The organism is Pseudomonas putida W15Oct28 (genome assembly GCF_000708715.2).
GTDB lineage: Bacteria > Pseudomonadota > Gammaproteobacteria > Pseudomonadales > Pseudomonadaceae > Aquipseudomonas > Aquipseudomonas putida_R.
The window spans coordinates 125,408-142,314 of the sequence record NZ_JENB01000014.1 but is presented as its reverse complement, the minus strand read 5'-3'; the positions used below and the strand labels follow the sequence as shown (position 1 = coordinate 142,314).

At 56.8% G+C, this 16,907-nt stretch carries 25 protein-coding genes; all 25 read left to right on the top strand.

Features of this window, described 5'->3' with window-relative positions; genetic code table 11:
- Positions 1-61: 61 nt before the first annotated feature.
- The 25 genes from rpoC (at position 62) to rpmD (ending at position 16,907) form a co-directional block, all read left to right on the top strand.
- On the top strand, positions 62-4,261 hold the full coding sequence (rpoC, locus tag AK81_RS12455) for a DNA-directed RNA polymerase subunit beta' (protein WP_043199421.1): 4,200 nt from the start codon (positions 62-64) through the stop codon (positions 4,259-4,261).
- 211 nt (positions 4,262-4,472) lie between these two features.
- Positions 4,473-4,844, top strand: coding sequence for a 30S ribosomal protein S12 (gene rpsL / locus AK81_RS12450; protein WP_003255492.1), 372 nt, complete (start codon positions 4,473-4,475; stop codon positions 4,842-4,844).
- Positions 4,845-4,950: 106 nt separating this feature from the next.
- Positions 4,951-5,421, top strand: a complete 471-nt coding sequence (gene rpsG, locus AK81_RS12445; RefSeq protein WP_008089143.1) for a 30S ribosomal protein S7 — start codon at positions 4,951-4,953, stop codon at positions 5,419-5,421.
- 30 nt (positions 5,422-5,451) lie between these two features.
- The gene (gene fusA, locus AK81_RS12440; protein WP_043199419.1) at positions 5,452-7,596 is read left to right on the top strand and encodes an elongation factor G; all 2,145 of its coding nucleotides are present in this window, start codon (positions 5,452-5,454) and stop codon (positions 7,594-7,596) included.
- 27 nt (positions 7,597-7,623) lie between these two features.
- Positions 7,624-7,977 (top strand): GTP-binding protein, encoded by a 354-nt coding sequence (locus tag AK81_RS12435; protein ID WP_043199418.1) that lies wholly within the window; start codon positions 7,624-7,626, stop codon positions 7,975-7,977.
- Positions 7,978-8,119: 142 nt separating this feature from the next.
- A complete protein-coding gene (gene rpsJ / locus AK81_RS12430) occupies positions 8,120-8,431 on the top strand; it encodes a 30S ribosomal protein S10 (RefSeq protein ID WP_003186070.1) in 312 nt (103 codons plus the stop codon).
- Positions 8,432-8,510: 79 nt separating this feature from the next.
- Positions 8,511-9,146, top strand: coding sequence for a 50S ribosomal protein L3 (rplC, locus tag AK81_RS12425; protein WP_043199417.1), 636 nt, complete (start codon positions 8,511-8,513; stop codon positions 9,144-9,146).
- Positions 9,147-9,158: 12 nt separating this feature from the next.
- Positions 9,159-9,761: a 50S ribosomal protein L4 gene (gene rplD, locus AK81_RS12420; protein ID WP_043199415.1), complete on the top strand. Its 603-nt coding sequence runs from the start codon at positions 9,159-9,161 to the stop codon at positions 9,759-9,761.
- Complete coding sequence (gene rplW / locus AK81_RS12415; RefSeq protein ID WP_003255484.1) at positions 9,758-10,057, top strand: 50S ribosomal protein L23; 300 nt, start codon at positions 9,758-9,760, stop codon at positions 10,055-10,057. Before rplD ends, rplW begins: the two co-directional genes overlap by 4 nt.
- A 14-nt stretch (positions 10,058-10,071) precedes the next feature.
- The gene (gene rplB, locus AK81_RS12410) at positions 10,072-10,896 is read left to right on the top strand and encodes a 50S ribosomal protein L2 (protein ID WP_008089816.1); all 825 of its coding nucleotides are present in this window, start codon (positions 10,072-10,074) and stop codon (positions 10,894-10,896) included.
- A gap of 16 nt (positions 10,897-10,912) precedes the next feature.
- Positions 10,913-11,188, top strand: a complete 276-nt coding sequence (rpsS, locus tag AK81_RS12405) for a 30S ribosomal protein S19 (protein ID WP_043199414.1) — start codon at positions 10,913-10,915, stop codon at positions 11,186-11,188.
- Between the two features lie 11 nt (positions 11,189-11,199).
- Complete coding sequence (gene rplV, locus AK81_RS12400; protein WP_003103908.1) at positions 11,200-11,532, top strand: 50S ribosomal protein L22; 333 nt, start codon at positions 11,200-11,202, stop codon at positions 11,530-11,532.
- A gap of 13 nt (positions 11,533-11,545) precedes the next feature.
- Positions 11,546-12,232, top strand: a complete 687-nt coding sequence (rpsC, locus tag AK81_RS12395; RefSeq protein WP_003255481.1) for a 30S ribosomal protein S3 — start codon at positions 11,546-11,548, stop codon at positions 12,230-12,232.
- A gap of 12 nt (positions 12,233-12,244) precedes the next feature.
- Positions 12,245-12,658, top strand: coding sequence for a 50S ribosomal protein L16 (gene rplP / locus AK81_RS12390; protein WP_003255479.1), 414 nt, complete (start codon positions 12,245-12,247; stop codon positions 12,656-12,658).
- Positions 12,658-12,849 carry a 50S ribosomal protein L29 gene (rpmC, locus tag AK81_RS12385; protein ID WP_002555481.1) on the top strand — a complete coding sequence of 64 codons (192 nt, stop codon included), beginning with the start codon at positions 12,658-12,660 and terminating at the stop codon, positions 12,847-12,849. Before rplP ends, rpmC begins: the two co-directional genes overlap by 1 nt.
- A 2-nt stretch (positions 12,850-12,851) precedes the next feature.
- On the top strand, positions 12,852-13,118 hold the full coding sequence (gene rpsQ, locus AK81_RS12380) for a 30S ribosomal protein S17 (RefSeq protein WP_023534981.1): 267 nt from the start codon (positions 12,852-12,854) through the stop codon (positions 13,116-13,118).
- Between the two features lie 23 nt (positions 13,119-13,141).
- The gene (gene rplN / locus AK81_RS12375) at positions 13,142-13,510 is read left to right on the top strand and encodes a 50S ribosomal protein L14 (protein WP_002555479.1); all 369 of its coding nucleotides are present in this window, start codon (positions 13,142-13,144) and stop codon (positions 13,508-13,510) included.
- Between the two features lie 11 nt (positions 13,511-13,521).
- The gene (gene rplX / locus AK81_RS12370) at positions 13,522-13,836 is read left to right on the top strand and encodes a 50S ribosomal protein L24 (protein WP_003255476.1); all 315 of its coding nucleotides are present in this window, start codon (positions 13,522-13,524) and stop codon (positions 13,834-13,836) included.
- Between the two features lie 20 nt (positions 13,837-13,856).
- Positions 13,857-14,396, top strand: coding sequence for a 50S ribosomal protein L5 (rplE, locus tag AK81_RS12365; protein WP_003255474.1), 540 nt, complete (start codon positions 13,857-13,859; stop codon positions 14,394-14,396).
- 13 nt (positions 14,397-14,409) lie between these two features.
- Positions 14,410-14,715: a 30S ribosomal protein S14 gene (gene rpsN / locus AK81_RS12360; RefSeq protein WP_009681970.1), complete on the top strand. Its 306-nt coding sequence runs from the start codon at positions 14,410-14,412 to the stop codon at positions 14,713-14,715.
- Positions 14,716-14,924: 209 nt separating this feature from the next.
- Positions 14,925-15,317: a 30S ribosomal protein S8 gene (gene rpsH / locus AK81_RS12355; RefSeq protein ID WP_003255471.1), complete on the top strand. Its 393-nt coding sequence runs from the start codon at positions 14,925-14,927 to the stop codon at positions 15,315-15,317.
- 12 nt (positions 15,318-15,329) lie between these two features.
- A complete protein-coding gene (gene rplF, locus AK81_RS12350) occupies positions 15,330-15,863 on the top strand; it encodes a 50S ribosomal protein L6 (RefSeq protein WP_003255469.1) in 534 nt (177 codons plus the stop codon).
- A gap of 10 nt (positions 15,864-15,873) precedes the next feature.
- Positions 15,874-16,224, top strand: coding sequence for a 50S ribosomal protein L18 (gene rplR / locus AK81_RS12345; protein ID WP_008089801.1), 351 nt, complete (start codon positions 15,874-15,876; stop codon positions 16,222-16,224).
- A 3-nt stretch (positions 16,225-16,227) separates the two neighbouring features.
- A complete protein-coding gene (gene rpsE, locus AK81_RS12340; RefSeq protein ID WP_003255465.1) occupies positions 16,228-16,728 on the top strand; it encodes a 30S ribosomal protein S5 in 501 nt (166 codons plus the stop codon).
- Between the two features lie 2 nt (positions 16,729-16,730).
- The gene (gene rpmD, locus AK81_RS12335; RefSeq protein WP_016497744.1) at positions 16,731-16,907 is read left to right on the top strand and encodes a 50S ribosomal protein L30; all 177 of its coding nucleotides are present in this window, start codon (positions 16,731-16,733) and stop codon (positions 16,905-16,907) included.

Here is a 16,907-nt window from a genome sequence, read left to right as displayed (position 1 = left end):
GTGACGCGAAGGGGAGTGGGGCAGGTAATGCCCGCTCCCTGCTCCGCCAGGAGGAAAGGCCTTGAAAGACCTACTGAATTTGCTGAAAAACCAGGGTCAAGTCGAAGAGTTCGACGCCATCCGTATCGGGCTGGCGTCACCTGAGATGATCCGTTCGTGGTCGTTCGGTGAAGTTAAAAAGCCGGAAACCATCAACTACCGTACGTTCAAACCTGAGCGTGACGGCCTGTTCTGCGCCAAGATCTTTGGCCCAGTCAAGGACTACGAGTGCCTGTGCGGCAAGTACAAGCGCCTCAAGCACCGCGGCGTAATCTGCGAGAAGTGCGGCGTTGAAGTTGCCCTGGCCAAGGTTCGTCGTGAGCGTATGGCGCACATCGAACTGGCCTCGCCGGTTGCCCACATCTGGTTCCTGAAATCGCTGCCGTCCCGTATCGGCCTGCTGATGGACATGACCCTGCGTGATATCGAGCGCGTTCTCTACTTCGAGAGCTACGTCGTTATCGACCCGGGCATGACCACCCTGGAAAAGGGCCAGCTGCTGAACGACGAGCAGTACTTCGAAGCGCTGGAAGAGTTCGGTGACGACTTCGACGCCCGCATGGGTGCCGAGGCTGTCCGCGAGCTGCTGCACGCTATCGACCTGGAGCACGAGATCGGCCGCCTGCGTGAAGAGATTCCGCAGACCAACTCGGAAACCAAGATCAAGAAGCTGTCCAAGCGCCTGAAGCTGATGGAAGCTTTCCAGGGCTCGGGCAACCTGCCTGAGTGGATGGTTCTGACCGTCCTGCCAGTACTGCCGCCGGACCTGCGTCCGCTGGTACCGCTGGATGGCGGCCGCTTCGCGACCTCCGACCTGAACGACCTGTATCGTCGGGTGATCAACCGTAACAACCGTCTGAAGCGCCTGCTCGATCTGTCCGCGCCGGACATCATCGTGCGCAACGAAAAGCGCATGCTGCAGGAAGCGGTCGACGCCCTGCTGGACAACGGCCGTCGCGGTCGCGCCATCACTGGCTCGAACAAGCGTCCGCTGAAGTCCCTGGCCGACATGATCAAAGGTAAGCAAGGTCGCTTCCGTCAGAACTTGCTCGGTAAGCGTGTTGACTACTCCGGTCGTTCGGTAATTACCGTAGGCCCGACCCTGCGTCTGCACCAGTGCGGTCTGCCGAAGAAGATGGCCCTCGAGCTGTTCAAGCCGTTCATTTTCGGTAAGCTGGAAATGCGTGGTCTGGCGACCACCATCAAAGCTGCCAAGAAGATGGTCGAGCGCGAGCTGCCAGAGGTGTGGGACGTTCTCGCTGAAGTGATTCGCGAACACCCCGTACTGCTCAACCGTGCACCGACCCTTCACCGTCTGGGTATCCAGGCGTTCGAGCCTGTGCTCATCGAAGGTAAGGCCATCCAGCTTCACCCGCTGGTCTGTGCCGCGTACAACGCCGACTTCGACGGTGACCAGATGGCCGTTCACGTGCCGCTGACCCTGGAAGCTCAGCTCGAAGCACGCGCGCTGATGATGTCGACCAACAACATTCTGTCGCCAGCCAACGGTGAGCCAATCATCGTTCCGTCGCAGGACGTTGTACTGGGTCTGTACTACATGACCCGTGAAGCCATCAACGCCAAGGGCGAAGGTCGCGTATTCGCCGACCTGCAGGAAGTCGACCGCGTATTCCGCGCCGGCGAAGCTGCCCTGCACGCGAAAATCAAGGTCCGTATCAACGAGACCGTGAATGACCGTGATGGCAGCTCGACCAAGAACACCCGTATCGTCGACACCACCGTCGGCCGTGCGCTGCTGTTCCAGGTAGTACCTGCAGGCCTGCCGTACGATGTCGTCAACCAGCCGATGAAGAAAAAGGCGATCTCCAAGCTGATCAACCAGTGCTACCGCGTGGTTGGTCTGAAAGAGACCGTTATCTTCGCCGACCAGCTGATGTACACCGGTTTCGCTTACTCCACCATCTCTGGCGTGTCCATTGGTGTGAACGACTTTGTCATCCCGGATGAGAAAGCGCGCATCATCAACAGCGCTACCGATGAAGTGAAGGAAATCGAGAGCCAGTACGCCTCCGGCCTGGTAACCCAGGGCGAGAAGTACAACAAGGTCATCGACTTGTGGTCGAAGGCGAACGACGAAGTGTCCAAGGCGATGATGGCCAACCTCTCGAAAGAGAAGGTCATCGACCGCGAAGGCAAAGAAGTCGAGCAAGAGTCCTTCAACTCGATGTACATGATGGCTGACTCCGGTGCGCGGGGCTCCGCGGCCCAGATCCGTCAGCTGGCCGGTATGCGTGGCCTGATGGCCAAGCCGGACGGCTCGATCATCGAGACGCCGATCACCGCGAACTTCCGTGAAGGTCTGAGCGTACTCCAGTACTTCATCTCGACTCACGGTGCTCGTAAAGGTCTGGCGGATACCGCGTTGAAGACTGCGAACTCCGGTTACCTGACCCGTCGTCTGGTAGACGTTGCGCAAGACCTGGTTGTGACCGAGATCGACTGCGGTACCGACCATGGCTTGCTGATGACTCCGCACATTGAAGGCGGTGACGTTGTAGAGCCGTTGGGTGAGCGTGTACTGGGCCGTGTCATCGCCCGTGACGTGTTCAAGCCAGGCACCGAGGACGTCATCGTTCCGGCCGGTACCCTGGTAGACGAGCAGTGGGTCGAGTTCATCGAGCTGAACAGCATCGACGAAGTTATCGTGCGTTCGCCGATCAACTGCGAAACCCGCTTCGGTATCTGCGCCAAGTGCTACGGTCGTGACCTGGCGCGTGGTCACCAGGTGAACATCGGTGAAGCTGTCGGCGTTATCGCTGCACAGTCGATCGGTGAGCCAGGTACCCAGCTGACCATGCGTACGTTCCACATCGGTGGTGCTGCAAGCCGTACTTCGGCTGCCGACAGCGTCCAGGTGAAGAACGGCGGTATGGTACGTCTGCACAACCTGAAGCATGTTGTGCGCGCCGATGGCAACCTGGTTGCTGTTTCGCGTTCCGGCGAGCTGGCCATTGCCGACGAATTCGGTCGTGAGCGTGAGCGTTACAAGCTGCCTTACGGTGCGGTGATTTCGGTCAAGGAAGGTGAGAAGGTCGAAGCTGGCGCCATCGTCGCCAAGTGGGACCCGCACACCCACCCGATCGTTACCGAGCTGAAAGGTACCGTGACCTTCGTGGGCATGGAAGAAAACATCACCATCAAGCGTCAGACCGACGAACTGACCGGCCTGACCAACATTGAAGTACTGGACGTCAAGGATCGCCCTGCCGCAGGCAAGGAAATCCGTCCGGCAATCAAGATGGTCGACGCCAATGGCAAGGACCTGTACCTGCCAGGTACCGACGTACCGGCGCAGTACTTCCTGCCAGCCAACGCCTTGGTAGGTGTTGCTGACGGTGCTCAGATCGGTGTTGGTGACGTTATCGCGCGTATCCCGCAAGAAACGTCGAAGACCCGTGACATCACCGGTGGTCTGCCACGCGTAGCTGACTTGTTCGAAGCGCGTCGTCCGAAAGAAGCCTCGATTCTGGCTGAAGTCAGCGGTACCATCGCGTTCGGTAAAGAGACCAAGGGCAAGCGTCGTCTGGTCATCACTCCGACCGACGGTAGCGATCCGTACGAAGAGCTGATTCCGAAGTGGCGCCACCTGAACGTCTTCGAAGGCGAACAGGTAAACCGCGGCGAAGTTATTTCCGACGGCCCGAGCGATCCGCACGACATCCTGCGTCTGCTGGGTGTAAGCGCGCTGGCGAAGTACATCGTCAACGAGATTCAGGACGTTTACCGTCTGCAAGGCGTTAAGATCAACGACAAGCACATCGAGACCATCCTGCGTCAGATGCTGCGCAAGGTCGAGATCTCCGAGTCGGGCGATTCCAGCTTCATCAAGGGCGACCAGATGGAACTGACTCATGTACTGGTCGAGAACGAGCGTCTCGCCGGTGATGACAAGTTCATCTCGAAGTTCACCCGCGTGCTGCTGGGTATCACCAAGGCCTCGCTGTCGACCGAGTCGTTCATCTCCGCGGCTTCCTTCCAGGAAACCACCCGCGTACTGACCGAAGCGGCCGTAACCGGCAAGCGCGACTACCTGCGCGGCCTGAAAGAGAACGTCGTCGTGGGTCGTCTGATCCCGGCGGGTACTGGTCTGGCCTACCACAGCGAGCGCAAGCGTCGCCGTGAAGCCGACAAACCGCTGCGTGTAAGCGCCAGTGAGGTGGAAGCCGCACTGACCGAAGCGCTGAATTCCAGCGGTAACTAAGTACAGGGCAGGGCCCCGGCAAGCCTCGATCGGCCATCGGTGACATGAATTGTTGCCGATGATCGGGCGAGGAGGGCCGGGGCCTTGTCTTGACTGGGTGCAAGATCCTCCGTAGACTTTTGTACCCTTAAATTTGGTGAGGCTCCGTCTCGCCAATTTTTGGCTTTCTTGCAAGACAATAGAGTCGCAAGACAATCAGTGGAGCTAGTAGATGGCAACTATCAACCAGCTGGTACGTCAGCCGCGTAAGCGTTCGGTCGAGAAATCCGACGTTCCTGCGCTGCAGAACTGCCCGCAACGTCGTGGCGTGTGCACCCGTGTGTACACCACCACGCCGAAAAAACCTAACTCGGCACTGCGTAAAGTATGCCGTGTGCGTCTGACCAACGGTTTCGAGGTTTCCTCGTACATCGGCGGTGAAGGCCACAACCTGCAAGAGCACAGCGTCGTCCTGATCCGTGGCGGCCGTGTAAAAGACTTGCCAGGTGTTCGTTACCACACCGTTCGCGGCTCTCTGGATACTTCGGGCGTTAAAGGCCGTAACCAGGGTCGTTCGAAGTACGGTACCAAGCGTCCGAAGTAATCGGTCGTTTGCACACATCCATTTTTTTGAGTCGATAAGAGTAAGGTCGGGCAGGGGTCGAAGACCCACGTCCCGGGCTAACCTGAAGACCGTTTGAGGGCTTATCATGCCAAGACGTCGTGTAGCAGCAAAACGTGAGATTCTGGACGATCCTAAATACGGATCCCAAATCCTCGCCAAGTTCATGAACCACGTGATGGAAAGCGGCAAGAAGGCCGTGGCCGAGCGCATCGTTTACGGTGCACTGGACAAGGTCAAAGAGCGCAAGAACAGCGACCCCCTGGAAATCTTCGAGAAAGCTCTCGACGCCATCGCTCCGCTGGTCGAAGTAAAGTCCCGTCGTGTCGGCGGTGCCACTTACCAGGTTCCGGTTGAAGTTCGTCCATCCCGTCGTAATGCTCTGGCAATGCGCTGGCTCGTAGACTACGCCCGCAAGCGTGGCGAGAAGTCGATGGCTCTGCGCCTGGCTGGCGAGCTGCTGGATGCTGCTGAAGGCAAAGGTGCTGCAGTCAAGAAGCGTGAAGACGTTCACCGTATGGCTGAAGCCAACAAAGCGTTCTCGCACTACCGCTTCTAATTCAGGCATCAATCATTTTGCGAGGGCTTTATGGCTCGTACTACAGCAATTAACCGCTACCGTAACATTGGTATCTGTGCCCACGTTGATGCGGGCAAGACCACCACTACCGAGCGGATCCTGTTCTACACAGGCCTGAGCCACAAGATGGGCGAGGTGCACGACGGCGCCGCGACCACCGACTGGATGGTGCAGGAGCAGGAGCGGGGTATCACCATTACCTCCGCTGCCGTTACCACCTTCTGGAAAGGTTCTGTTGGTCAGTATGACAACTACCGTGTAAACGTCATCGATACCCCCGGCCACGTTGACTTCACCATTGAAGTAGAGCGTTCGCTGCGCGTACTCGACGGCGCGGTCGTTGTGTTCTGCGGTACCTCCGGCGTTGAGCCTCAGTCCGAAACCGTATGGCGTCAGGCCAACAAGTACGGCGTTCCACGTGTTGTCTACGTGAACAAGATGGACCGTGCCGGTGCAAACTTCCTGCGCGTCATCGGTCAGATCAAGAACCGTCTGGGTCACACCCCGGTTCCTGTTCAGCTGGCCATCGGTTCAGAAGATAACTTCCAGGGTCAGATCGACCTGGTCAAGATGAAGGCTATCTACTGGAACGACGACGACAAAGGCACCACCTATCGCGAGGAAGAAATTCCTGCCGATATGCTGGAACTGGCTGAAGAGTGGCGCTCCAATATGATTGAAGCGGCTGCCGAGGCCAGCGAAGAGCTGATGAACAAGTACCTGGAAGGCGAAGAGCTGACCGTCGAAGAGATCAAAGCCGGTCTGCGCGCGCGCACCCTGGCCAGCGAAATCGTACCGGCTGTCTGTGGTTCGTCGTTCAAGAACAAGGGCGTTCCCCTGGTTCTCGATGCCGTCATCGACTACCTGCCTGCTCCGACCGAGATCCCTGCAATCCAGGGCATCAACCCGGACGACAAAGAGCTGGACAAAGAAGATCCGGCTGTTCGCAAAGACGTGCGTCACGCCAACGACGACGAGCCGTTCTCGGCTCTGGCGTTCAAGATCGCGACTGACCCGTTCGTGGGTACTCTGACCTTCGTTCGCGTCTACTCGGGCGTTCTGACCTCCGGTGACTCCGTCATCAACTCGGTCAAAGGCAAGAAAGAGCGCGTTGGTCGTATGGTGCAGATGCACGCCAACCAGCGTGAAGAAATCAAGGAAGTGCGCGCTGGCGACATCGCTGCACTGATCGGCATGAAAGACGTGACCACAGGCGAAACCCTGTGCAACGCTGACAAGCCAATCATCCTTGAGCGTATGGACTTCCCTGAGCCGGTCATTTCGCTCTCCGTAGAGCCGAAAACCAAGGCTGACCAGGAGAAGATGGGTATTGCACTGGGCAAGCTGGCCCAGGAAGACCCGTCGTTCCGCGTCAAGACCGACGAAGAGACTGGTCAGACCATCATCTCGGGCATGGGTGAGCTGCACCTGGACATCCTCGTTGACCGCATGAAGCGCGAGTTCAACGTCGAAGCCAACATCGGCAAGCCGCAGGTTTCGTACCGCGAGAAGATCACCAAGTCCAACGTCGAGATCGAAGGCAAGTTCGTTCGTCAGTCGGGCGGTCGTGGTCAGTTCGGTCACTGCTGGATCCGTTTCTCGGAGCCGGAAGTCGACGAGAAAGGCAACATCACCGAAGGTCTGGTATTCACCAACGAAGTCGTTGGTGGTGTGATTCCTAAGGAATTCATCGCCCCGATCCAGAAGGGTATCGAAGAGCAGATGAAAAACGGCGTTGTTGCCGGTTATCCTCTGATCGGCCTGAAGGCCGCGGTATTCGATGGTTCGTACCACGACGTCGACTCCAACGAAATGGCGTTCAAAATCGCTGCTTCGATGGCGACCAAGCAACTGGCCCAGAAGGGCGGTGGCGTGGTGCTTGAGCCGATCATGAAGGTCGAAGTTGTAACTCCGGAAGATTACCTGGGTGACGTGATGGGTGACCTGAGCCGTCGTCGTGGGATGATCCAGGGGAATGAAGACTCGGTGTCCGGCAAGGTAATCACTGCTGAGGTACCGCTCGGAGAGATGTTCGGTTACGCAACCGACGTTCGTTCCATGTCTCAGGGTCGCGCAAGCTACTCCATGGAATTCTCCAAATACTCCGAAGCTCCGTCGAACATCGTCGAAGCACTCGTTAAAAAACAAGGCTAATCCCCTTTAGGCAAGAGGTTCACTGTCGTGGCTAAAGAAAAATTTGATCGTTCCCTTCCCCACGTTAACGTCGGCACTATCGGCCACGTTGACCACGGTAAGACCACTCTGACCGCAGCTCTGACTCGCGTCTGCTCGGAAGTCTTCGGTTCCGCAATCGTTGACTTCGACAAGATCGACTCGGCTCCGGAAGAGAAAGCGCGCGGTATCACCATCAACACCGCTCACGTTGAGTACAACTCGACCATTCGTCACTACGCTCACGTCCAGATGACTGTTACCCTGATCAAGACCATCGCAATGGAAGACGGTCTGCGCTTCGCTATCCGTGAAGGCGGTCGTACCGTCGGCGCCGGCGTCGTAGCCAAAATCATCGAGTAATCACTCGACCGATTGAAAAAGGCCTCCGCTCAGCGGGGGCTTTTTTTATTGGGTTGACACTAAATTGGGGCGTCTATAGAATCACGCCTCCTTTTAGCGGGCGTAGTGCGTCCGTTGGGAACAGCCTGGAGTCTGAAATCCAATGCAAAATCAGCAAATCCGAATCAGGTTGAAGGCTTTCGACCATCGCCTGATCGACCAATCCACCCAGGAAATCGTGGAAACCGCGAAACGTACTGGTGCACAAGTGCGTGGTCCGATTCCACTGCCTACCCGCAAAGAGCGTTTCACCGTTCTGGTCTCCCCGCACGTCAACAAAGACGCGCGTGACCAGTACGAGATTCGCACTCATAAGCGTGTTCTGGACATCGTCCAGCCAACGGATAAAACCGTTGACGCGCTGATGAAGCTTGATCTGGCGGCAGGTGTGGAAGTTCAGATCAGCCTCGGCTAAGACTTCGGTCTAGTCGTGTAACGCTCTGAAATGGGCGGCCATAGCGGGTGAAAGCCCCGTACACTCATGAGGTTACAACATGACTATTGGTGTAATCGGTCGCAAGTGCGGTATGACCCGCATTTTCACCGAAGAAGGTGTCTCCATTCCGGTCACGGTCATTGAGATCGAACCGAATCGTGTCACCCAGTTCAAAACTGAAGAAACCGATGGCTACCGTGCAGTGCAAGTCACTGTCGGCGAGCGTCGTGCTTCGCGTGTGACTGCCGCTCAGGCAGGCCACTTCGCCAAGGCTAACGTTGCCGCTGGTCGCGGTGTTTGGGAGTTCCGTCTTGAAGAAGGCGATTTCCAGGCTGGCGATCTGATCAAAGCTGAACTCTTCACTGCAGGCCAGCTGGTAGACGTTACTGGTCAGTCCAAAGGTAAAGGCTTCGCCGGTACCATCAAGCGCTGGAACTTCCGTGGTCAGGACAACACCCACGGTAACTCCGTGTCGCACCGTGTTCCTGGTTCCATCGGCCAGTGCCAGACTCCTGGTCGTGTGTTCAAGGGCAAGAAAATGTCCGGCCACATGGGCGCCGAGCGCGTGACTGTTCAGTCCCTGGAAGTAGTTCGCGTAGACGCTGAACGCAACCTGCTGCTCGTCAAGGGTGCCGTTCCTGGCGCTACTGGCGGCGACCTGGTTGTACGTCCAGCTGTCAAGGCTCGCGGTTAAGGGGAAACTGACATGCAACTTAATGTAAATGACGCTCAGGCGATCGAAGTTTCCGAACTGACTTTCGGTGGCGAATTCAACGAGACGCTGGTACACCAAGCAGTCGTGGCCTACATGGCCGGCGGCCGTCAGGGCACCAAGCAGCAAAAGACCCGTTCCGACGTGTCTGGTGGCGGTAAGCGCCCATGGCGTCAGAAGGGTACTGGCCGTGCTCGTGCTGGTACCACTCGTGGTCCGATCTGGCGTGGCGGTGGTGTAACCTTCGCAGCTCGCCCTCAAGATCACTCGCAGAAGCTCAACAAGAAGATGTACCGCGCAGCTCTGCGCTCCATCCTCGCTGAGCTGGTGCGTAGCGACCGTCTGGTCGTGGTTCAGGACTTCGCTGTTGAAGCGCCGAAAACCAAAGATCTGCTGAACAAGCTGAACGGCATGGGTCTGACCGACGTACTGATCGTTTCGGACGCTGTTGATCAGAACCTGTACCTGGCTGCTCGCAACCTGCCGCACGTCGATGTACGTGACGTACAAGGTTCCGACCCGGTCAGTCTGATCGCATACGAGAAAGTGTTGATCACTGTCTCGGCCGTGAAGAAATTCGAGGAGCTGCTGGGATGAACCAGGAACGCGTATTTAAAGTCCTCCTTGGCCCGCACGTTTCCGAGAAGGCTACCGTTCTGGCTGAGAAAAAAGGCCAGTTCGTATTCAAGGTTGCTACCGATGCAACCAAGCTGGAAATCAAGAAAGCTGTCGAAGGCCTGTTCAACGTAAAAGTTGAAAACGTGTCGACTGTTAACGTTCTGGGTAAAACCAAGCGTACCGCACGTGGTCTGGGCAAGCGCAATGACTGGAAGAAGGCGATCGTATCCCTTCAGCCAGGCCAAGATCTCGATTTCAGCAGCAGTGCTGAGTAAGGAAGGGGTGCATCATGGCAATCGTTAAATGCAAACCGACTTCCCCTGGCCGCCGTTTCGTGGTCAAGGTGGTCAACAAGGAGCTGCATAAAGGCGCTCCTCACGCACCGCTGCTCGAGAAGAAATCGAAGTCTGGTGGTCGTAACAACAATGGCCGCATTACCACTCGTCACGTTGGTGGTGGTCATAAGCAGCATTACCGTCTGGTCGACTTCCGTCGCAACGACAAAGATGGCATTCCAGCCACTGTCGAGCGTATCGAATACGATCCAAACCGTACTGCTCACATCGCCCTGCTGTGCTACGCAGACGGTGAGCGTCGCTACATCATCGCCCCTAAAGGCGTGAGCGCTGGCGACCAGCTGATCGCAGGTGCCCTGGCCCCAATCAAGGCCGGTAACTCCCTGCAACTGCGCAACATTCCAGTAGGTAGCACCATTCACGGCGTCGAACTGAAGCCGGGTAAAGGTGCTCAGATCGCTCGTTCCGCTGGTGCTTCGGCTCAGCTGATCGCTCGTGACGGCGTTTACGTGACCCTGCGTCTGCGCTCCGGTGAGATGCGTAAAGTACTGGCTGAATGCCGTGCGACCCTGGGCGAAGTCTCGAACTCCGAGCACAGCCTGCGTTCGCTGGGTAAAGCTGGTGCCAAACGCTGGCGCGGCGTTCGCCCAACCGTTCGTGGTGTTGCCATGAACCCGGTTGACCACCCACATGGTGGTGGTGAAGGTCGTACCTCCGGTGGTCGTCATCCGGTATCGCCATGGGGCTTCCCAACCAAGGGTGCGAAAACCCGTGGTAATAAGCGTACCGACAACATGATCGTCCGTCGTCGCAAGTAACTAGAGGGATACGACAGTGCCACGTTCTCTGAAAAAAGGTCCTTTTATCGATCTTCACCTGCTGAAGAAGGTCGAAGTGGCGGTGGAGAAGAATGATCGCAAGCCAGTTAAAACCTGGTCGCGTCGTTCGATGATCCTGCCACAAATGGTCGGTCTGACCATCGCGGTTCACAACGGTCGCCTGCATGTTCCAGTTCTCGTGAACGAAGACATGGTCGGCCACAAACTGGGCGAGTTCGCCGGTACCCGCACCTATCGCGGGCACGTGGCTGACAAGAAAGCCAAGCGTTAAGGGGTAAGGAAATGGAAGTAGCCGCTAAGTTGTCGGGCGCTCGCATCTCCGCCCAGAAAGCCCGCTTGGTCGCCGACCAGATCCGCGGGAAGAAGGTGGGCGAAGCGCTCAACCTGTTGGCCTTCAGCAGCAAAAAAGCCGCTGAAATCATGAAGAAAGTCCTCGAGTCGGCCGTAGCCAACGCCGAACACAACGAAGGCGCAGACGTTGATGACCTGAAGGTCTCCACCGTCTTCGTCAACGAAGGGCGTTCGCTGAAGCGCATCATGCCGCGTGCCAAAGGCCGCGCAGATCGCATCGTCAAGCGGTCTTGCCATATCACTGTCAAGGTTGCGGACAAGTAACGGAGTCGATCAGATGGGTCAGAAAGTACATCCCACTGGCATTCGCCTGGGAATCGTCAAGGAGCACACCTCCGTCTGGTACGCAGACGGTGCTACTTACGCAGATTACCTGTTGAAGGATCTGAAAACACGTGAGTACCTCCAAGACAAACTAAAAAGCGCGTCCGTAAGCCGTATCGATATTCATCGTCCGGCTCAAACTGCACGCATCACCATCCACACCGCTCGTCCCGGTATCGTTATCGGTAAGAAAGGTGAAGATGTTGAGAAGCTGCGTCAGGACCTGACCAAGCAGATGGGTGTGCCTGTGCACATCAACATCGAAGAGATCCGCAAGCCGGAACTCGACGCTATGCTGGTTGCGCAGAGCGTAGCTCAGCAGCTGGAACGCCGCGTAATGTTCCGTCGCGCCATGAAGCGCGCCGTACAGAACGCCATGCGTATTGGTGCCAAGGGCATCAAGATCCAGGTGAGCGGTCGTCTCGGCGGTGCCGAGATTGCTCGTACCGAGTGGTATCGCGAAGGTCGTGTGCCTCTGCACACCCTGCGTGCCGATATCGACTACAACACCTACGAAGCTCACACCACTTACGGTGTGATCGGTGTGAAGGTTTGGATCTTCAAAGGCGAAGTTATTGGTGGTCGCCAAGAAGAACTGAAACCACAAGCACCAGCGCCTCGTAAAAAAGCTGCTAAGTAAGGGGTACGCCAAATGTTGCAACCAAAGCGTACAAAATTCCGCAAGCAGATGACTGGCCACAACCGTGGTCTGGCACTGCGCGGTAGCAAAGTCAGCTTCGGCGAATTCGCCCTGAAAGCTGTTGCTCGCGGTCGCCTCACCGCTCGCCAGATCGAGTCCGCACGTCGTGCGCTGACCCGTCACGTTAAACGTGGCGGCAAGATCTGGATCCGTGTGTTCCCGGACAAGCCGATCTCCAAGAAGCCTCTTGAGGTTCGTATGGGTAAAGGTAAGGGCTCCGTGGAATACTGGGTTGCCCAGATCCAGCCAGGCAAAGTCCTGTACGAGATCGAGGGTGTTTCTGAAGAGCTGGCGCGCGAAGCTTTCGCCCTGGCTGCTGCAAAGCTGCCTCTCGCCACCTCCTTTGTTAAGCGGACGGTGATGTGATGAAAGCGAATGAACTTCGTGAAAAATCGGCACAGCAGCTGAACGAGCAACTGCTCGGCTTGCTGCGCGACCAGTTCAATCTGCGTATGCAGAAAGCAACTGGCCAGTTGGGGCAGTCGCACCTGCTCTCGCAAGTTAAGCGTGACATCGCTCGCGTGAAAACTGTGCTCAACCAGCAGGCAGGTAAGTGATCATGGCTGAAGCTGAAAAAACCGTCCGTACGCTGACTGGCCGTGTCGTCAGCGACAAAATGGACAAGACCATCACCGTACTGATCGAGCGTCGCGTAAAGCACCCGATCTACGGTAAATACGTTAAGCGTTCGACTAAGCTGCACGCGCACGACGAAACCAACCAGTGCAAGATCGGCGACAAGGTTTCGATTACCGAAACCCGTCCGCTGGCCAAGACCAAGTCCTGGGCACTGGTTGAAGTCCTCGAACGCGCTGTTGAAGTCTAAGGGCTAGGGGTCGGAGAAATTTTATGATTCAGACTCAATCCATGCTCGATGTGGCCGATAACAGCGGCGCTCGTCGCGTCATGTGCATCAAGGTGCTCGGCGGTTCGCACCGCCGTTACGCCGGCATCGGTGACATCATCAAGGTTACTGTCAAGGAAGCAATTCCGCGCGGTAAGGTCAAAAAAGGCCAAGTGATGACCGCTGTTGTCGTGCGCACCCGTCACGGTGTTCGTCGCGCTGACGGTTCCATCATTCGTTTCGACGGCAACGCTGCTGTTCTGCTGAACAACAAGCAAGAGCCGATCGGCACTCGCATCTTCGGGCCAGTGACCCGTGAACTTCGTACTGAGAAGTTCATGAAGATCGTCTCGCTCGCCCCTGAAGTGCTGTAAGGAGATCCGACATGCAAAAGATTCGTCGTGACGACGAGATCATCGTGATCGCCGGCAAAGACAAAGGTAAGCGCGGTAAGGTGCTGAAGGTTCTCGCTGATGACCGTCTGGTCATCGGTGGCGTGAACCTGGTCAAGCGTCATACCAAGCCTAACCCGATGGCGGGCGTTCAGGGCGGTATCGTCGAGAAAGAAGCGCCTCTGCACGCTTCCAACGTTGCCATCTTCAACGGCGAAACCAACAAGGCTGACCGCGTTGGTTTCAAAGTAGAAGACGGTAAGAAAATTCGTGTCTTCAAGTCGACCCAAAAAGCGGTTGATGCTTGAACACTGCTAGGTAGAAGACCATGGCACGACTGAAAGAGATTTACCGGAACGAAATCGCTCCTAAGCTTAAGGAAGAACTTAAGCTGTCGAACGTGATGGAAGTTCCACGCGTTACCAAAATCACCCTGAACATGGGTCTGGGCGAAGCGATCGGCGACAAAAAAGTCATCGAGCACGCAGTAGCTGACCTGGAAAAGATCACCGGTCAAAAGCCGGTCGTGACTTTCGCTCGTAAATCCATCGCTGGCTTCAAAGTCCGCGAAGGATGGCCGATCGGTGTCAAGGTGACCCTGCGTAGCGACAAGATGTACGAATTCCTGGACCGCCTGCTGGCGATCTCCCTGCCTCGGGTTCGCGACTTCCGCGGCCTGAATGCCAAGTCCTTCGATGGCCGTGGCAACTACAGCATGGGCGTGAAAGAGCAGATCATCTTCCCGGAAATCGATTACGACAAGATCGATGCTCTGCGCGGTTTGGACATCACCCTGACCACCACTGCTCGTTCGGACGACGAAGGCCGCGCTCTGCTGCGTGCTTTCAAGTTCCCGTTCCGCAACTGATTGGAGTAGGAAAATGGCCAAGAAGAGCATGAAAAACCGTGAGCTGAAGCGTCAGCTGACGGTAGCCAAGTTCGCTAAGAAGCGTGCTGAGCTGAAAGCGACCATCGTCAACGTTAACGCCTCTCCAGAAGAGCGTTTCGCTGCCGTAGTCGCTCTGCAGAAGCAGCCACGTGACGCTAGCGCCTCGCGCCTGCGCAACCGTTGCCGCCTGACCGGTCGTCCTCACGGTGTATACCGTAAGTTCGGCCTGGGCCGTAACATGCTGCGTCAAGCTGCAATGCGCGGCGACGTACCAGGTCTGGTCAAGGCCTCCTGGTAAGCGCTGCCGGTGTGATCCCGGCGGAAGGGGAGCAATCTTCCGACCGCCGGTGACCTCGCCAAGAAACAAGCCCCTATATGGGGCTTGTTTCGTTTCTGCCTTGTGTCTAGAATGACCGGCTCACCCGAGCCTGGGTTTTTTGCCCAATCCGCTCAGGTGGTTGTCATAGCCGCAAGGCTAATAATTCTTGTATCAGGAGCATCTAGCCCATGAGTATGCAGGACCCGTTAGCGGACATGCTAACTCGCATCCGTAATGCCCAGATGGCTGAAAAGTCCGTCGTAAGCATGCCTTCTTCTACCCTGAAGGTCGCGGTTGCCAAAGTTCTGAAGGACGAAGGTTACATCGCTGGCTACCAGGTAACTGGTGAAGCCAAGCCTTCCCTGTCGATCGAACTGAAGTACTTCGAAGGCCGTCCGGTCATCGAGGAACTGAAGCGCTCCAGCCGTCCAGGCCTGCGCCAGTACAAGGCCGTCACCGATCTGCCGAAAGTACGTGGCGGTCTGGGCGTGTCTATTGTCTCCACCAACAAAGGTGTGATGACTGATCGCGCTGCGCGCGCTGCCGGTGTCGGCGGCGAAGTTCTGTGCACAGTGTTCTAAGGGGGGATAGACATGTCTCGCGTCGCTAAGAACCCCGTTAAGCTGCCGTCCGGTGTCGAAGTCAAATTCGCAGGTCAGCAGCTTTCGGTGAAGGGTGCCAAGGGCACTCTCGAACTGAACGTTCACTCGTCTGTTGAAGTTACCGAAGAATCTGGTGAGCTGCGTTTCGTCGCTCGCAATGGTGACCAGCAAGCTCGTGCCATGGCCGGTACCACCCGCGCCCTGGTTAACAACATGGTCCAAGGCGTAAGCCAAGGCTTCGAGCGTAAGCTCCAGCTGGTCGGTGTTGGTTACAAGGCACAGGCTAAAGGCACCGTCCTGAACCTGGCCCTGGGCTTCTCGCACCCAGTGGACTACGAACTGCCAGCCGGTATCACCGCTGAAACGCCTAGCCAGACCGACATCCTGATCAAGGGTATCGACAAGCAGCTGGTAGGTCAGGTGGCCGCTGAAATCCGCGACTTCCGTCCGCCAGAGCCTTACAAAGGCAAAGGTGTGCGTTACGCGGACGAAGTAGTCCGTCGTAAAGAAGCCAAGAAGAAGTAGGGCCTAGTAAATGACCGACAAAAAAGTTACTCGACTGCGTCGCGCTCGCAAAGCACGTCTCAAGATGCACGAACTCGAAGTCGTGCGCCTGTGCGTGTTCCGCTCCTCGCAGCACATCTACGCCCAGGTCATTTCGGCCGACGGCAGCAAGGTTCTGGCAAGCGCCTCGACCTTGGACAAAGACCTGCGTGATGGCGCCACTGGCAACATCGACGCGGCCACTAAGGTTGGCAAGCTGGTAGCTGAGCGTGCGAAAGCCGCCGGTGTATCTCAAGTTGCCTTTGACCGTTCCGGCTTCAAGTACCATGGCCGCGTCAAAGCGCTGGCTGATGCTGCTCGTGAAGGCGGGCTGGAGTTCTAAGTTATGGCAAATAACGATCAAAAGCGCGACGAAGGCTACATCGAGAAGCTGGTTCAAGTTAACCGCGTTGCCAAGACCGTAAAAGGCGGCCGTATCTTCACCTTCACCGCGTTGACCGTGGTTGGTGATGGTAAAGGTCGTGTCGGCTTCGGCCGTGGCAAATCGCGCGAAGTACCTGCTGCGATTCAGAAAGCCATGGAAGCTGCTCGCCGCAACATGATCCAGGTTGACCTGAAGGGCACTACCCTGCAGTACGCCACCAAGGCTGCCCACGGCGCCTCGAAGGTTTACATGCAGCCTGCTTCGGAAGGTACCGGTATCATCGCCGGTGGCGCAATGCGTGCTGTCCTGGAAGTTGCTGGTGTTCAGAACGTTCTGGCCAAGTGCTACGGTTCGACCAACCCAGTGAACGTGGTTTACGCCACTTTCAAGGGTCTGAAAGCCATGCAATCTCCTGAATCCATTGCTGCCAAGCGCGGCAAGAGCGTCGAGGAGATCTTCTGATCATGGCAACCGTAAAAGTAACGCTGATCAAGAGCGTCTCGGGTCGTCTGCCTAACCACAAACTGTGTGTTAAGGGCCTGGGTCTGCGTCGCATCGGTCACACTGTAGAAGTCCTGGATACTCCCGAGAATCGCGGGATGATCAACAAGGCTTACTACATGCTGCGCGTCGAGGGTTAA

What these genes read in the sequence shown, in the direction of transcription:
- rplV (WP_003103908.1), top strand. Translation starts at nt 11,200, where the DNA reads ATGGAAGTAGCCGCTAAGTTGTCGGGCGCTCGCATCTCCGCCCAGAAA.
- rpsQ (WP_023534981.1), top strand. Translation starts at nt 12,852, where the DNA reads ATGGCTGAAGCTGAAAAAACCGTCCGTACGCTGACTGGCCGTGTCGTC.
- rpsH (WP_003255471.1), top strand. Translation starts at nt 14,925, where the DNA reads ATGAGTATGCAGGACCCGTTAGCGGACATGCTAACTCGCATCCGTAAT.
- rplR (WP_008089801.1), top strand. Translation starts at nt 15,874, where the DNA reads ATGACCGACAAAAAAGTTACTCGACTGCGTCGCGCTCGCAAAGCACGT.
- rplX (WP_003255476.1), top strand. Translation starts at nt 13,522, where the DNA reads ATGCAAAAGATTCGTCGTGACGACGAGATCATCGTGATCGCCGGCAAA.
- rpmC (WP_002555481.1), top strand. Translation starts at nt 12,658, where the DNA reads ATGAAAGCGAATGAACTTCGTGAAAAATCGGCACAGCAGCTGAACGAG.
- rpsN (WP_009681970.1), top strand. Translation starts at nt 14,410, where the DNA reads ATGGCCAAGAAGAGCATGAAAAACCGTGAGCTGAAGCGTCAGCTGACG.
- fusA (WP_043199419.1), top strand. Translation starts at nt 5,452, where the DNA reads ATGGCTCGTACTACAGCAATTAACCGCTACCGTAACATTGGTATCTGT.
- rpsL (WP_003255492.1), top strand. Translation starts at nt 4,473, where the DNA reads ATGGCAACTATCAACCAGCTGGTACGTCAGCCGCGTAAGCGTTCGGTC.
- rplN (WP_002555479.1), top strand. Translation starts at nt 13,142, where the DNA reads ATGATTCAGACTCAATCCATGCTCGATGTGGCCGATAACAGCGGCGCT.
- rplF (WP_003255469.1), top strand. Translation starts at nt 15,330, where the DNA reads ATGTCTCGCGTCGCTAAGAACCCCGTTAAGCTGCCGTCCGGTGTCGAA.
- rplB (WP_008089816.1), top strand. Translation starts at nt 10,072, where the DNA reads ATGGCAATCGTTAAATGCAAACCGACTTCCCCTGGCCGCCGTTTCGTG.
- rplD (WP_043199415.1), top strand. Translation starts at nt 9,159, where the DNA reads ATGCAACTTAATGTAAATGACGCTCAGGCGATCGAAGTTTCCGAACTG.
- rplP (WP_003255479.1), top strand. Translation starts at nt 12,245, where the DNA reads ATGTTGCAACCAAAGCGTACAAAATTCCGCAAGCAGATGACTGGCCAC.
- rpsG (WP_008089143.1), top strand. Translation starts at nt 4,951, where the DNA reads ATGCCAAGACGTCGTGTAGCAGCAAAACGTGAGATTCTGGACGATCCT.
- rpsJ (WP_003186070.1), top strand. Translation starts at nt 8,120, where the DNA reads ATGCAAAATCAGCAAATCCGAATCAGGTTGAAGGCTTTCGACCATCGC.
- rplC (WP_043199417.1), top strand. Translation starts at nt 8,511, where the DNA reads ATGACTATTGGTGTAATCGGTCGCAAGTGCGGTATGACCCGCATTTTC.
- rpsE (WP_003255465.1), top strand. Translation starts at nt 16,228, where the DNA reads ATGGCAAATAACGATCAAAAGCGCGACGAAGGCTACATCGAGAAGCTG.
- rplE (WP_003255474.1), top strand. Translation starts at nt 13,857, where the DNA reads ATGGCACGACTGAAAGAGATTTACCGGAACGAAATCGCTCCTAAGCTT.
- rpmD (WP_016497744.1), top strand. Translation starts at nt 16,731, where the DNA reads ATGGCAACCGTAAAAGTAACGCTGATCAAGAGCGTCTCGGGTCGTCTG.
- rpsC (WP_003255481.1), top strand. Translation starts at nt 11,546, where the DNA reads ATGGGTCAGAAAGTACATCCCACTGGCATTCGCCTGGGAATCGTCAAG.
- rplW (WP_003255484.1), top strand. Translation starts at nt 9,758, where the DNA reads ATGAACCAGGAACGCGTATTTAAAGTCCTCCTTGGCCCGCACGTTTCC.